At 50.6% G+C, this 14,511-nt stretch carries 12 protein-coding genes; 6 read left to right on the top strand and 6 right to left on the bottom strand.

All coding sequences use genetic code 11. The annotated features are described in order from the left end of the window. Positions 1–34: 34 nt before the first annotated feature. Positions 35–361, bottom strand: a complete 327-nt coding sequence (locus J1C60_RS05515) for a hypothetical protein (protein ID WP_128179206.1) — start codon at positions 359–361, stop codon at positions 35–37. Positions 362–533: 172 nt separating this feature from the next. On the opposite strand from J1C60_RS05515, the gene tal reads away from it, so the two are divergent. Beyond that, positions 534–1,484 carry a transaldolase gene (gene tal, locus J1C60_RS05510; protein WP_128179205.1) on the top strand — a complete coding sequence of 317 codons (951 nt, stop codon included), beginning with the start codon at positions 534–536 and terminating at the stop codon, positions 1,482–1,484. Between the two features lie 82 nt (positions 1,485–1,566). After that, entirely contained in the window at positions 1,567–3,567 is a 2,001-nt protein-coding gene (tkt, locus tag J1C60_RS05505) for a transketolase (RefSeq protein ID WP_128179204.1), read from the top strand. Positions 3,568–3,649: 82 nt separating this feature from the next. Here tkt and J1C60_RS05500 read toward each other — a convergent pair whose 3' ends face one another. The 4 genes from J1C60_RS05500 to J1C60_RS05485 all read right to left on the bottom strand — a co-directional run bounded on the left by J1C60_RS05500 (position 3,650) and on the right by J1C60_RS05485 (position 8,124). Further along, positions 3,650–4,732 carry a DUF1176 domain-containing protein gene (locus J1C60_RS05500; RefSeq protein ID WP_128179203.1) on the bottom strand — a complete coding sequence of 361 codons (1,083 nt, stop codon included), beginning with the start codon at positions 4,730–4,732 and terminating at the stop codon, positions 3,650–3,652. 277 nt (positions 4,733–5,009) lie between these two features. Further along, positions 5,010–5,588, bottom strand: coding sequence for a GDP-mannose pyrophosphatase NudK (gene nudK, locus J1C60_RS05495; RefSeq protein WP_128179202.1), 579 nt, complete (start codon positions 5,586–5,588; stop codon positions 5,010–5,012). Between the two features lie 169 nt (positions 5,589–5,757). Beyond that, the gene (ansP, locus tag J1C60_RS05490; RefSeq protein ID WP_128179201.1) at positions 5,758–7,236 is read right to left on the bottom strand and encodes an L-asparagine permease; all 1,479 of its coding nucleotides are present in this window, start codon (positions 7,234–7,236) and stop codon (positions 5,758–5,760) included. 612 nt (positions 7,237–7,848) lie between these two features. Further along, complete coding sequence (locus tag J1C60_RS05485; RefSeq protein WP_128179200.1) at positions 7,849–8,124, bottom strand: YdgH/BhsA/McbA-like domain containing protein; 276 nt, start codon at positions 8,122–8,124, stop codon at positions 7,849–7,851. 449 nt (positions 8,125–8,573) lie between these two features. Between J1C60_RS05485 and J1C60_RS05480 the strand changes: the two genes are divergently transcribed. Together J1C60_RS05480 and acrD are read left to right on the top strand one after the other, a co-directional pair. Then, positions 8,574–9,206: a response regulator gene (locus tag J1C60_RS05480; protein ID WP_128179231.1), complete on the top strand. Its 633-nt coding sequence runs from the start codon at positions 8,574–8,576 to the stop codon at positions 9,204–9,206. 230 nt (positions 9,207–9,436) lie between these two features. Beyond that, the gene (acrD, locus tag J1C60_RS05475; protein WP_128179199.1) at positions 9,437–12,592 is read left to right on the top strand and encodes a multidrug efflux RND transporter permease AcrD; all 3,156 of its coding nucleotides are present in this window, start codon (positions 9,437–9,439) and stop codon (positions 12,590–12,592) included. A gap of 119 nt (positions 12,593–12,711) precedes the next feature. On the opposite strand, the gene ypfM is transcribed toward acrD, so the two are convergent. Beyond that, positions 12,712–12,771: a protein YpfM gene (ypfM, locus tag J1C60_RS05470; RefSeq protein WP_128179230.1), complete on the bottom strand. Its 60-nt coding sequence runs from the start codon at positions 12,769–12,771 to the stop codon at positions 12,712–12,714. Between the two features lie 224 nt (positions 12,772–12,995). On the opposite strand from ypfM, the gene J1C60_RS05465 reads away from it, so the two are divergent. Both J1C60_RS05465 and dapE read left to right on the top strand, forming a co-directional pair. Further along, positions 12,996–13,379: an ArsC family reductase gene (locus tag J1C60_RS05465; RefSeq protein ID WP_128179198.1), complete on the top strand. Its 384-nt coding sequence runs from the start codon at positions 12,996–12,998 to the stop codon at positions 13,377–13,379. A gap of 1 nt (position 13,380) precedes the next feature. After that, the gene (gene dapE / locus J1C60_RS05460; protein ID WP_128179197.1) at positions 13,381–14,508 is read left to right on the top strand and encodes a succinyl-diaminopimelate desuccinylase; all 1,128 of its coding nucleotides are present in this window, start codon (positions 13,381–13,383) and stop codon (positions 14,506–14,508) included. The last annotated feature ends 3 nt before the right edge of the window (positions 14,509–14,511 follow it).

Here is a 14,511-nt window from a genome sequence, read left to right as displayed (position 1 = left end):
ATGCTTTCTATGGCGAGTCGCGCGGGTGTCTTCGTCACTGAATAAACGTGCCCGGACTCATTACCGATGGCGCTCGGGGATCCAGACTGTGGTTTACCACTTCATGTCCTGGAAAGGTATCTCGTCGATCGTTCACGATGAGGCACAAGGCATCAAGTTCCTGCGCTATAAACATGGCATCCTGATCTGCCGTTGAGTGATGGCGATATGCATCAAAAAACGCGTCAGTACCTTTTGACCGCGCTCTTAATGACTCACGGCGTGACGCCCTATCGGGTAAGCCCATTGCAACCATCAGCGAAAACGCGTCCCTCTGTGACAGCACCTGATGCAATGTGGTTGGCCTGAAATAACAGGACATGGCTGCTCAGGCATCTGTCACTTGATACCGTCTGATGAGCCCTGTTCTTTAGCCAGAGTATCTGCCAGTGCAGCAAGAAGGGGATGGCAGTCATCCCTGAACGTATATCCTTGCGATTGCTACAGATACGATGGGTAGAATAATTATCGATTGCTTATCAAGGAGCTAAGAGATGAATCAGCTAGACGCATTAAAACAGTTTACTACCGTGGTGGCCGACAGCGGCGACATTGAATCTATTCGTAACTATCACCCTGAAGATGCCACCACCAACCCGTCTCTGATCCTGAAAGCTGCTGGCCTCGACTCGTATAAGCACCTGATTGACGATGCTATTGACTACGCAAAAAAACAGGGCGGCAGTAAAGACACTCAAATCATTAATGCCAGCGATAAAGTTGCCATTAACCTCGGTATGGAAATTCTGAAAAGCGTGCCGGGCCGTGTTTCTACAGAAGTCGATGCCCGCCTCTCTTTCGATCGTGGCATGTGCGTCACCAAAGCGGAGAAGTTGGTGAGAATGTATGAAGAGCATGGTATCGATCGCTCGCGTATTCTGATCAAACTGGCGTCGACATGGGAAGGTATCCGCGCAGCGGAAGAGCTGGAGAAAAACGGGATTAACTGTAACCTGACTCTGCTGTTCTCTTTTGCCCAGGCTCGTGCCTGCGCAGAAGCCGGCGTATTCCTGATCTCTCCCTTTGTTGGCCGCATTTATGACTGGTACAACGCCCGTAAGCCGCTTGATCCCTATGTTGCGGATGAAGATCCCGGTGTGAAATCCGTACGTAATATCTATGATTACTACAAACAGCATCGCTACAACACGGTGATCATGGGCGCCAGCTTCCGTAAAGTTGAGCAGATTCTGGCGCTGGCAGGCTGCGATCGCCTGACGATTTCCCCCAATCTGCTGGAAGATTTACAGGCCAGCGACGCCCCCGTTGAACGTAAATTAACGCCATCAACCAAAGCTTTCCACCAGCCAGCATCACTCTCTGAAGCTGAGTTCCGCTGGGAGCATAATCAGGATGCCATGGCCGTTGAAAAACTGGCTGAAGGTATCCGCCAGTTTGCTGTTGACCAACAGAAACTTGAAGATGTGCTGGCCGCGAAGTTGTAATCCCATCATGCCAGCCTTCACGGAGGCTGGCATGCCAGAATAATCCACGCCGTTTTACCCCGTTTAACCCTTAGGAGAGCATATGTCCTCACGTAGAGAGTTAGCCAATGCAATCCGCGCGCTCAGTATGGATGCCGTACAAAAAGCAAACTCAGGCCACCCGGGAGCCCCCATGGGGATGGCTGATATTGCTGAAGTGCTATGGCGTGACTTCCTGAAGCATAATCCGACTAACCCGGCCTGGGCAGATCGCGACCGCTTTGTATTATCTAATGGTCACGGTTCAATGCTGCTGTACAGCCTGCTGCATCTCAGCGGTTACGACCTGCCGATGGAAGAACTGAAAAATTTCCGTCAACTGCATTCTAAAACACCAGGCCATCCTGAAATTGGCTATACGCCAGGCGTGGAAACCACCACTGGCCCCCTTGGGCAGGGGCTGGCAAACGCCGTTGGCCTTGCGATTGCCGAACGCACGTTGGGTGCACAATTTAACCGCCCGGGCCACGACATCGTTGATCACTTTACCTATGTATTTATGGGCGATGGCTGCCTGATGGAAGGTATATCCCATGAAGCCTCGTCGCTGGCAGGTACGCTTGGCCTGGGTAAACTGATTGGCTTTTACGATCACAATGGCATTTCCATTGATGGCGAAACCAAAGGGTGGTTCACCGATGACACGGCGAAACGCTTCGAAGCCTATAACTGGCACGTCGTGCATGAAATTGATGGTCACGATCCACAAGCCATTAAGCAAGCCATTAAAGAAGCGCAAAGCGTAACCGATAAACCCTCATTGATTATTTGCCGCACCGTGATTGGTTTTGGTTCCCCTAACAAAGCAGGTAAAGAGGAAGCCCACGGTTCCGCATTAGGTGACGATGAAATTGCCCTGACGCGTAAACAGCTGAATTGGGATTATCCGCCGTTTGAGATCCCACAGTCATACTATGCGCAATGGGATGCGAAGCAGGCCGGTCAGAAACATGAAAACACCTGGAACGATAAATTTTCTGCGTACAAAGCGGCCTTTCCCGAACTGGCCAATGAATTTTCCCGACGTATGGACGGCGGGCTGCCCGCGACCTGGCAGGCTGAAACACAAAAATTCATTGAACAGCTGCAGGCAAATCCGGCAAAAATCGCCAGCCGTAAAGCGTCTCAGAACTCACTGGAGGCATACGGTAAGCTGCTACCAGAGTTCCTTGGTGGCTCCGCCGATTTAGCACCAAGTAACCTGACGATTTGGTCCGGCTCAACGTCGATCAAAGAAGATCTCGCCGGAAATTATATTCACTATGGCGTACGCGAGTTTGGTATGACCGCTATTGCCAACGGTATTGCTCATCACGGCGGTTTTGTACCCTATACGGCCACCTTTCTGATGTTTGTTGAGTATGCACGTAACGCCGTACGCATGGCGGCACTCATGAAGGCGCGCCACATACTGGTCTATACCCATGACTCAATCGGTCTTGGTGAAGATGGTCCAACGCACCAGCCCGTCGAACAGCTTGCCAGTCTGCGGCTGACGCCAAATATGAGCGTCTGGCGTCCCTGCGACCAGGTTGAAACTGCCGTGGCGTGGAAACATGCCATTGAGCGCCATCACGGTCCTACCGCGCTGATTTTATCGCGCCAGAATCTGGCCCAACCCGCGCGCAGCAAGCAACAGTTGGAAGATATCTCCCGCGGTGCTTACGTGCTTAAAGATTGCGACGGGACGCCCGAGGTAATTCTTATTGCAACCGGATCTGAAGTTGAGATCACGCTGGGCGCAGCAGAAAAACTTACTGCCAGCGGCCATAAAGTGCGTGTGGTATCCATGCCTTCAACCGATATGTTTGATAAGCAGGATGTCGCCTGGCGCGAGTCAGTTTTACCTTCAACCGTCACGGCTCGCGTTGCGGTGGAAGCGGGTATTGCTGACTACTGGTATAAGTATGTCGGCCTTAACGGTTCAATTGTGGGAATGACAACCTTTGGTGAATCCGCACCAGCCGATAAGTTGTTTACCGAGTTTGGCTTTACGGTTGAAAATATTGTGAGTCACGCAGAGAAGTTGTTGAAACCTCATTAATGGGGTAGTTGCCTGGTCATCCGTAAGGATGATCGGGTGCTCCCGCACATTTTATTTCTGCATCCTTCCTGCCCGCTACGGCTTATTCCTCAGGGTGTGATTCCCCGGTAGACGCTTGTTGGCTCACCCATAGCGTTGGCCAGTCGCTGCTGCCGTGCCAGGCATCGCAGGTACCCTCTTCCGCATACTCAGCCAACACAAACTCTTCGCCATCAAACTGCCAGCGTGATGCGTTACCACAATCCCCTATCCCGCGCCCTTTTGAAAACGTCAAAAGCTGGCTGGTAGTCGCATCATACTCAGCGTTAATTAATTCAAGGTGTTTACCGTTGCCGTTGGGGGGCGTAAAAGGCAAATTAAGCGTGATACCGCGTGCGGTATAAGGTTGGGTTCGAGTCACCGCAAAAGCCAGATCGATAACGTTATAGGCTCCCATCTCACAGCTCACTAACAGCAACGCTTTATCGTCAGTCAGGGGGGCAACACTGACTTCACGACGCATCGGTGAAAGTGAGCACTCATTGGTGTTTACTCGCCAGGTGCCAAAATCAATTAAACCTCTGCTCTCTTCACGCGTTAAGGGCTCAGGTACAAAGTCGAAAGCCTGCATATGCGGTAAGGCTGGCTCCGGCGGCACATCATAAGCCACGCGATCGCCACGTTTTATCCACGCGCTCATACCATTGACTCGCCCTTGTAAATCATCTATCAGCAACAATGCGGCTTTCAGCCCGTGCAGTGAAATCGTCGCCTGTGGTTGCCCGGTTAATTGGATTGTATCAGCATCAAGAATTTGCCCCAGAAACTCATCAATAGAAATCGCATGCGAGGTCACCAAGTGATGGGGTTCAACTTCCCAATGTTTCAGATCGGGCTTTAGCCGCAGCTGGTCGATAAGAAGATTATCTTTAAGCTTGCCGCCATGCAGTTCCCCCGTATAGCCATTGCCATAATCAATCCTCAGCAGAGGGCGATCGATCACGCCAGCATGGCGCGATATGGTCATCACCAACCCTTTATTACCGGGAACACTGCGAGCCACACAGAAATTAAGGTTATCGCAGGTTACCTGCCAGCCATTAAATGTTTTTTGCAGTGGCGCAGCTTTTACGCTGGCGACAAAGAGAAAAGGCAAAAAAAACAGTGGTTTCATCCAGTAAGGCATCAGGCAATCAGGTTCCCCAAATAGTTAAGCAATGATGATAGCGCAACGGCAAACGATCAACATGCCTTAATCTGTGACCTCACCCATAAAGCACAACTACGGCTAAATCCCGACAATGAGTGTGATTGCACGTTCATCATCCTGTCTCTCCTGCCTCCTCTCAATAAGATTTATCGGACAATCAAAACGCGCCGACAAAGAAAGGATAAGCAACGCATGGCAGTCCCTGCATGTCCCCGGACCTTCGTCCGTCAAGGATTTGCACTGCTGTGTGACATCAGGCGGTTAGCCATCCGGCAAGTTGTGCATGCTGTAACAGCATGATAGTTTTCGCATCACAAATGCGTCCGTCCTTAATCATTGCCAACGCTGTTGGAAAGGGCATTTCTAATACGTCAATATCCTCATCCTCAACGCCACCACCGGCATTATCACGCGTTAAATCATCATATTCCGCGGCGAAAAAGTGCAACAGCTCCGTCACGCCCCCCGGAGACATGTAGGCAGAAAAGAGTTTCTCGACATGCCCCACCGCATATCCCGTCTCTTCTATTGCCTCTTTGCGAATACAATCCTCGGGTGAATCATCATCAAGCAAACCCGCACAAACTTCGATCAGCATACCGTTACTGTTACCATTGACATAGGTAGCAATACGGAATTGGTTAATCAGCACAACGCTGTTTTTTTCGCGATTGTATAGCAGTATGGCGGCACCGTTACCACGATCGTACACCTCACGCTTATGGCGGATCAGTGCGCCATCGCGGGCAGTGAGATCGTAGGTGAAATTACGCAGTAGAAAATAGTTTTCAGAGAGGACTTTATTTTTGACAATCGCCACTTTCGTAGACATCGGGTAGGTTCCAGACCATACAAGAAGCTAATAATCATAGGCTGAACAAAACAGGAAAACTATCTTAAAACGACGCGTTAATTACGTTGATAGCGGCGTTGTCGCCCGACGCCGGACGGCACCGCCGCATTCACATTCCCGGAACCACCAGAGGGAATGTGAATCAGGCTTACGAGCCTGACTCTACAACTGGGGTTTCATGATGATCGTGCTGCGTTTCAGCAATGGCATTGACGCGTTTACGTACGCCAAACCAGCCCAGCACCAGCACCACGGCAATTAACGGGATAGATGCAATCGTATAGGTGCCGTTCGGGTAGTCAAATGCCATCAGTACCAACACGCTGGCCAAAAATAGCAGTGTTAACCACGACGTAAACGGTGCCCACGGCAGTCTGAAGCTCACCTCATCTGCCTTACCTTCTTTAATCGCCTTACGTAAACGCATCTGGCATACCACGATAAAGGCCCAGGAAGAGATGATACCCAACGAAGCGACATTCAAAACGATTTCAAAAACCTGCGAAGGAACATAGTAGTTAAGCACCACGCCAATAACGTATACCGCAATGGTTACCAGGATGCCTGCATAGGGCACCTGCTGACCATTCATTTTCGCCATAAATTTGGGTGCAGAGCCGCCCATCGACATCGAACGCAAAATACGCCCGGTTGAATAGAGGCCAGAATTCAGGCTGGAAAGCGCTGCGCTCAATACCACGATGTTCATAATGCTCCCAATATACGGGACACCGAGGCGAGTGAAGAACGTTACGAACGGGCTCTGACCGGCCTGATACGCATTCCAGGGCAGTAACAGTACCAGCAGTACCACCGAACCAACATAGAACAGACCGATACGCCAGATAACGCTATTTATCGCCTTTGGCAGCATCGTTTTCGGGTCTTTACACTCCCCTGCCGCCGTACCAACCAATTCTATCGAAGCAAAGGCAAATACCACCCCCTGCACTAATACCAGCGCGGGCAGAAGTCCATGCGGGAAAAAACCGCCGTTATCGGTAATCAGGTGGAACCCGGTTGCGTTACCGTCCAGCATTTTTCCACTGCCGAGAAATACCACGCCCACGATCAGGAAAATGGCAATCGCCAGGACTTTGATCAGTGCAAACCAAAACTCCATTTCGGCAAACCATTTCACACCAATCATATTCATGGTACCGACAATGGCCAATGCTCCGAGCGCAAAGATCCATTGGGGCACATCACCGAACGCCCCCCAATAATGCATATACAACGCGACTGCGGTGATATCTACAATGCCGGTCATTGCCCAGTTGACAAAATACATCCAGCCTGCCACGTAAGAGGCTTTTTCACCCAGGAACTCACGTGCATAAGAGACGAAACTACCGCTGCTTGGGCGGTGAAGGACCAACTCCCCCAATGCGCGCAGAATAAAAAATGAGAAGATACCACATACCAGATAAACCAGCGCCAGTGCTGGCCCCGCAGCCTGTAAGCGCGCTCCGGCCCCAAGAAATAGCCCGGTTCCAATAGCGCCGCCAATGGCAATCATCTGCACCTGGCGATTACCCATCGCTTTGTGATAGCCGGTATCATGAGAATTTAACCAACGCCGTTTCGCAGCACGTAAGTCAGCTGCTGTTTTTTTCTTCGCTTTCATTACCTGTCCTTTATTTCCTGTCCACTTGAAAGAGTAGCTGGCCACTCTGACCATCATCGGGCGGGATAATCAACATGCATTAAACCGGCTGAGGATGGGGGGAATTCACCATCATCCTGTTATATTCTGAATCATTATCGGTAACGGCCCTGAAGGACGTTCCGGGTGGGCCGAACTCGGGGCAAACTCACAGTAACCTGGAGTATGGCGAATATATTTATAATATTTGCGGATGAGGCAAAATAACGGCGAGAATCCTACCCGTTCTCCCTGAACGAAGCAAAATTTCTGCTTTCGCAATACGTTATGATTTGTAATTTTGTGGCACAGGGCCCGCATTGCCGAAAGAATGAACGCTCCTCTTACGAAGGGATTAGGCCTGCCGGATAAATGTTTTGGGGCAAGATCGGAAGGTGGTACTGATCATAAATAAAAAAAAACCGACGCAGAAATGCAGTCGGTTTATTCAATGCCAGCAAGGCACAGGCAGCGCTATCCTGCTCTCCATTCAGGCCACTTAGCACGGCGTATATTTTGTCAGTAAATGACGTGATACATACCGCATTTGCTTAGTGGTCAGCGCTTAAAGCTACATGGAAAACTCGTCGGGTCTTATTTATACAGCTCTGCGGTCCCACTCCACATACTTGAATCTCCAGGATTATCCAGCCCAACAATACGATAATGTGTCGCACCCATTTCTTCCGCTTTTTGCGACAGTTTTTGGGCAGCATCATCTATCGAACCGCGTTGAGCCGAGACGGAAACATTACCGATGCTTTCCAGCCCGCGAGCTTGCTGGCTGTCAATCTCAGTTGCCGCCATCGCCGTGAAGGACGTCGTGGCAAATAGCGCCACCGCCAGGATGGTAGGGTATTTAAGGTTCATAGGTGACTCCCGAACTGATTTATTTTTAAGGTTAGGTTAGTTACGAGATTGATTATTGCCTTCATAATGAAAACCAACGTGACCATACTGTAAAACAGCTAAAGCTTTGTGGGCCCATTTGCAGAAGCATCCAGGGAAACGTCAGTAAGGGTTACTATTTGTGCAAAGGGTTACGTGATATGAGCAAACGTGAGCGCCGGGAAACACTTTCGTCAACGAATGTTCTAAATATGGCACGGAGAGAGGATGAAATGACGACCGATGTTATCGGGACGTAAAAAAATCGTCAGGGACTTTGATCGTGCACCAAGTGAAGCACCTTGCAAACTGTAACAATACCGGGCCGGGCATATTCCGTGCGTTAAGCACGCAAAAATGCCTGCCGGGCACATAATTAAGCACAACGGCGATGTTGCCCGATGGAAATCTATCCTCAAGGAGCCTGTATGATGGAACAACATAAAATTACCGTGATGATCGTTGACGATCATCCACTGATGCGTCGGGGCATTCATCAACTGTTAAAGTTAGAGCCGCAGTTTCAGGTCATCGCCGAGACCAGCAGCGGCGCGGAAGCCGTAGAGGAAGCACACCGCCTGTCACCCGATCTCATTCTACTCGACCTGAATATGAAGGGGCTATCAGGCCTTGATACGTTAAAAGCGCTGCGTAATAGGGAGTCTGCATCACGAATTTTGATTTTGACGGTTTCCGATGCGCGCAGCGACATCTATGCTTTAGTCGATGCGGGTGCGGATGGTTATCTGCTAAAAGATAGCGAACCGGAACAACTGCTGGAACAAATTATGTCAGGCGCACGGGGCCAGCAGGTCTTTAGCGATGTAGTTCATGACTATCTGGCGAACCGTGCAGTAAACACCGATCCATTTATTACGCTGACGGAACGGGAGTTAGACGTTTTGCAAGAGGTTGCCAAAGGTCTATCGAATAAAGAAGTTGCCGGTATGCTGCACATCTCCGAAGAGACGGTAAAAGTGCATATTCGCAATTTGCTCCGAAAACTGAATGTTAAATCCCGCGTTGCCGCGACGGTACTCTATCTGCAAGACCGCCATAACTAAGCGTCAGGGCTGAGACATCAGCCCGACGTTTAACGACGTTTTTTTACATTTTCTCCTCAATTTCTCCACGATTCTTGCCATAGCTGCGGGTAAAGTAGCTATTTCCCGGAGCGCTTGAATCGATTAAAAAAATTTTACCCGGTTAAACGCTCAGCGAGCGTTGTCTGGCGTGCATGCCTGGCGCAATTTTATTTTGTTTTACCGAAACATTGCTGAGGAGCACTGACTCGATGGCGGATTTTTTTATCGATCGCCCGATCTTCGCGTGGGTCTTAGCCATAATTATGTGTCTGACCGGCACACTGGCTATCATGTCACTCCCTATTGAACAGTACCCTGACCTCGCGCCGCCCAATGTCCGTATCACGGCTAACTACCCGGGAGCATCAGCCCAAACGCTGGAAAATACTGTCACGCAGGTTATCGAGCAGAGCATGACCGGCATCGATAATTTGATGTACATGACTTCACAGAGCAGCAATACCGGTCAGGCAACGATCACCCTTACCTTTACAGCAGGCACCAATCCTGACGAAGCCCGCCAGCAGGTACAGAACCAGCTTCAATCTGCTGTACGCAAACTGCCACAGGATGTACAAACGCAGGGCGTCACGGTAAATAAAACCGGTGACACAAATATTCTGATGATGGCGTTTGTGTCTACCGATGGCAGCATGGACAAACAAGATATTGCTGATTATGTCGCCAGTAATATTCAGGATCCACTAAGCCGCATCAGTGGGGTTGGTCAGGTGGATGCCTATGGTTCGCAATATGCCATGCGTATCTGGCTTGACCCCAATAAGTTAATTAACTACTCGCTGACAACACAGGATGTGGTGAAAGCCATTACGTCGCAGAACAACCAGATCGCAGTGGGCCAGGTTGGCGGATCGCCCTCCGTTGATAATCAGGCGTTAAACGCAACTATCAATTCACAGTCGCTGCTACAAACACCCGCTCAATTTAAAGCTATTACTTTACGTACCAATCAGGACGGTTCAGTGGTCACGCTGGGTGATGTGGCTGAAGTGGGGCTGGGAGCGGAGAAGTACGACTTTCTCAGTCGCTATAACGGACAGGCTGCCTCGGGACTGGGGGTAAAATTGGCCTCCGGCGCAAATGAACTGGAAACCGATAAACTGGTACGCGCGCGTATTGCCGAACTTTCACAATATTTCCCGCACGGGCTGGAAGCGAAAGTCGCTTATGAAACCACCCCTTTTGTCACAGCATCAATCCGGGATGTCGTAAAAACACTACTGGAAGCAGTACTGTTAGTCTTTTTAGTCATGTACCTGTTTTTACAGAACTTTCGCGCTACTCTTATTCCGACCATTGCCGTACCGGTGGTACTGCTGGGCACCTTCTCAATCCTCTATGCCTGTAACTTCAGTATTAATACACTCACCATGTTTGCCATGGTGCTGGCTATCGGCCTACTGGTCGATGATGCCATTGTCGTGGTGGAAAATGTCGAGCGAATAATGAGCGAAGAGGGGCTTTCCCCTCGCGATGCAACGCGTAAATCAATGAAGCAGATTCAGGGGGCATTAGTGGGTATCGCGCTGGTGCTGTCGGCGGTATTTATTCCGATGGCATTTTTTGGCGGTACTACTGGGGCCATTTACCGGCAATTTTCCATTACGATTGTTGCCGCCATGGTACTTTCCGTACTGGTTGCAATGATCCTAACGCCTGCCTTGTGTGCCACCATTTTGAAGCCTATCCCACAGGGCCATCACCATGGACGCCGCGGATTTTTTGGTTGGTTTAACCGTACATTTAATAGTAGCGCTGAAAAATACGAGCGGGGTGTCGCCAAAATCCTGCTGAAAAGCGGCCGCTGGCTACTGATCTATCTGGGCATTATTGGCATCATGGCATTCTTGTTTCTGCGTCTGCCCACCTCATTCCTTCCGCTTGAAGATCGCGGCATATTTACCACGGAAGTCAGACTACCGCCGGGCGCAACGCAGCAGCAGACACTTAAAGTCGTGCAGCAGGTGGAGCATTATTACCTGACCGCAGAAAAGGACAATGTGGTCTCCGTCTTCGCCACCGTCGGTTCAGGCCCGGGCGGCAACGGTCAAAACGTCGCGCGCCTGTTTGTGCGCCTGAAAGACTGGGATGAAAGGACAGGAGCCGATAGTTCATCTTTCGCGATGATTGAACGCGCAACCACGGCCTTTGGCAAAATTAAGGAGGCGCGCGTCATCCCCAGCAGTCCACCAGCGATTACCGGAATGGGTAATTCCGCCGGCTTTGACATGGAACTGCAGGATCATGGTGGTATTGGCCATTCGCAGCTGATGGCAATGCGCGATAAGCTGCTGGAAATGGCAGACAACAATCCACAACTGTCTCGCGTACGCCATAACGGCCTGGACGATAGCCCACAGTTACGTATCAATATCGATCAGCGCAAAGCGCAAGCCCTGGGGGTGTCGCTGGATGATATTAATGACACGCTGACAACCGGCTGGGGCTCGACCTATGTCAATGATTTCCTCGATCGCGGTCGCGTGAAAAAAGTCTATGTGCAAGCCGCCGCGAAATACCGCATGTTGCCGGACGATATCAGCCAGTGGTATGTCCGTAATAAAGCGGGCGGCATGGTGCCTTTCACCGCTTTCGCGACGACATCATGGGAGACGGGTTCGCCACGCCTTGAGCGCTATAATGGCTACTCATCACTTGAGATCGTCGGAGAGGCCGCGCCTGGCGTCAGCACCGGTGCTGCGATGGACATAATGGAGAAACTGGTCAATCAGCTACCATTTGGTGTGGGGTTACAGTGGACGGGGGCATCGTATCAGGAAAGAATGTCAGGAGCACAGGCACCGGCATTGTATGCCATTTCATTGCTGGTCGTTTTCTTAAGCCTTGCCGCGCTCTATGAAAGCTGGTCAATTCCATTTTCAGTCATGCTGGTGGTGCCTCTCGGCGTCGTGGGAGCGTTAGTGGCCACCTGGATGCGCGGGTTAGAGAACGACGTCTATTTTCAGGTTGGACTTTTAACGGTGATTGGACTGTCGGCCAAAAATGCGATTTTAATTGTTGAATTCGCCAACGAAATTAACCAACGGGGGCGAGATCTGATCGAATCAACACTGGAAGCCTCACGCCAGCGTCTACGTCCGATCCTGATGACATCACTGGCCTTTATCTTCGGCGTGCTGCCGATGGCTATCAGTAATGGTGCCGGTTCAGGCAGCCAGCATGCGGTAGGAACGGGCGTCATGGGCGGTATGATCTCAGCCACGGTCCTTGCCATCTTTTTTGTTCCGCTGTTTTTTGTGCTGGTGCGCCGACGCTTTCCGGTAAAAGAGAAGCACAATACGCCCACCGAATCACTCGCATCGCAGCAACACGATAATAAGTAAGCTGGCTCCGAATGAACCGGAACAAATAAGATAAGGAGCACAACGATGCTCCTTATCTTGCTTTCCTTTGCGATAAACCCAGTCAACAACCAGACTGCCCCATCATCGTGGTCAGACAATTATTTGCGCAGCATGGCTTCAATAAAATCTTTCCAGTGCCCTAACTCTGTATCAATCATCATATGCCCTCATGTTATCTGACCAAGTATACGCGCCCCTTTTTCTCAAATGAATAGGGGTCAGGGGTCATACAGGGCGGCAAACTGCTGTAAAATCATGTCGGTTTTACGTTTTGTGTTATTGCGCACACTTATGTTGGCCATCAACTTATCGGAACGATTCGGATGATGAGGCGTGGGGCAACACGCTGAAATCAGGTGTAATCTATAAAGAGGAGCGTTTAATGACGGATGTAAAAGAGACCGACACATTGATCCTGTATGGCATCAAAAACTGCGACACCATTAAAAAAGCGCGGAAATTTCTGGAAGGTCAAAACATCGCCTACCGGTTTCACGATTACCGCGTCGACGGGCTGAATGCCGCGCTGTTACAAACTTTTATTGATCAACTGGGTTATGAGCCGCTGTTAAACACCCGGGGTACGACCTGGCGTAAGTTAAGCGATGAGCAGCGCAACGCCGTTAATAGCGCCGGGGCAGCACGCGATCTTATGCTGGAACACCCTGCAATCATTAAACGCCCATTGCTCTGCGCCGCGGAGGGCTCTATGCTGCTGGGTTTTAGCGAATCCACTTATCAGCAGTTTATTCAGGAGAAGTCATAATATGTTCTGTCCGGTCATTGAGCTGACGCAGCAGCTTATTCGTCGCCCTTCCCTCAGCCCGGATGATGCAGGATGCCAGGCCATTATGATCGCCCGATTACAGGCGGTTGGCTTCACGGTAGAAACGATGAACATCGATGACACGCTGAATTTTTGGGCATGGCGCGGTCAGGGGGAAACCCTGGCCTTTGCCGGACATACTGACGTGGTCCCCACTGGCGATGCCAGCCGCTGGAATAATCCCCCTTTTGAACCCGTTATCCGTGACGGAATGCTGTTTGGTCGCGGTACTGCAGATATGAAAGGCTCACTGGCAGCAATGGTGGTTGCCGCTGAACGTTTTGTTGCAGCCAACCCTAACCACACCGGCCGCCTGGCGTTTTTGATTACCTCCGATGAAGAAGCCAGCGCCACAAACGGTACGGTGAAAGTTGTGGAACAGCTGATGGCGCGCAACGAGCGCCTGGATTATTGTCTGGTTGGAGAGCCTTCCAGTACGGAAATCGTGGGTGATGTGGTGAAAAATGGTCGTCGTGGTTCAATAACGGCCAACCTGACGATACATGGCGTACAAGGCCATGTTGCCTATCCGCACCTGGCGGATAATCCAGTACATCGCGCCCTACCGGCCTTGAATGAACTTGTCGCAATTGAGTGGGATCGGGGGAACGAATTTTTTCCACCAACCAGCATGCAAATTGCCAACGTACAGGCCGGTACCGGCAGCAATAATGTTATTCCCGGCGAGCTTTTTGTTCAGTTCAACTTCCGGTTCAGCACCGAACTCACCGATGAGATGATTAAACAGCGTGTCGACGCGCTGCTGGAAAAGCATCAGTTGCGCTATACCCTTGAGTGGAAACTGTCGGGTCAGCCTTTCCTGACATCGCGCGGTAAACTGGTTGATGCGGTAGTGAATGCCATTGAGCACTATAATGAAATTAAGCCGCAGCTACTGACGACCGGCGGCACCTCCGACGGACGTTTTATTGCCCGCATGGGCGCACAGGTTGTTGAACTGGGTCCGGTGAACGCCACCATTCATAAAATCAATGAATGCGTTAAGGCTGCGGATCTGCAGCTGCTTAGCCGCATGTATCAGCGCATAATGGAACAACTGCTCGCATAAGCA

This window comes from [Pantoea] beijingensis, assembly GCF_022647505.1.
Lineage (GTDB): Bacteria > Pseudomonadota > Gammaproteobacteria > Enterobacterales > Enterobacteriaceae > Erwinia > Erwinia beijingensis.
The sequence above is the reverse complement of the archived record's forward strand: the minus strand, read 5'-3'. Positions and strand labels throughout refer to the sequence as shown.

Coding starts and splice junctions, on each gene's coding strand:
- J1C60_RS05515 (WP_128179206.1), bottom strand. CDS start 361: ATGTCCTGTTATTTCAGGCCAACCACATTGCATCAGGTGCTGTCACAG.
- tal (WP_128179205.1), top strand. CDS start 534: ATGAATCAGCTAGACGCATTAAAACAGTTTACTACCGTGGTGGCCGAC.
- tkt (WP_128179204.1), top strand. CDS start 1,567: ATGTCCTCACGTAGAGAGTTAGCCAATGCAATCCGCGCGCTCAGTATG.
- J1C60_RS05500 (WP_128179203.1), bottom strand. CDS start 4,732: ATGCCTTACTGGATGAAACCACTGTTTTTTTTGCCTTTTCTCTTTGTC.
- nudK (WP_128179202.1), bottom strand. CDS start 5,588: ATGTCTACGAAAGTGGCGATTGTCAAAAATAAAGTCCTCTCTGAAAAC.
- ansP (WP_128179201.1), bottom strand. CDS start 7,236: ATGAAAGCGAAGAAAAAAACAGCAGCTGACTTACGTGCTGCGAAACGG.
- J1C60_RS05485 (WP_128179200.1), bottom strand. CDS start 8,124: ATGAACCTTAAATACCCTACCATCCTGGCGGTGGCGCTATTTGCCACG.
- J1C60_RS05480 (WP_128179231.1), top strand. CDS start 8,574: ATGGAACAACATAAAATTACCGTGATGATCGTTGACGATCATCCACTG.
- acrD (WP_128179199.1), top strand. CDS start 9,437: ATGGCGGATTTTTTTATCGATCGCCCGATCTTCGCGTGGGTCTTAGCC.
- J1C60_RS05465 (WP_128179198.1), top strand. CDS start 12,996: ATGACGGATGTAAAAGAGACCGACACATTGATCCTGTATGGCATCAAA.
- dapE (WP_128179197.1), top strand. CDS start 13,381: ATGTTCTGTCCGGTCATTGAGCTGACGCAGCAGCTTATTCGTCGCCCT.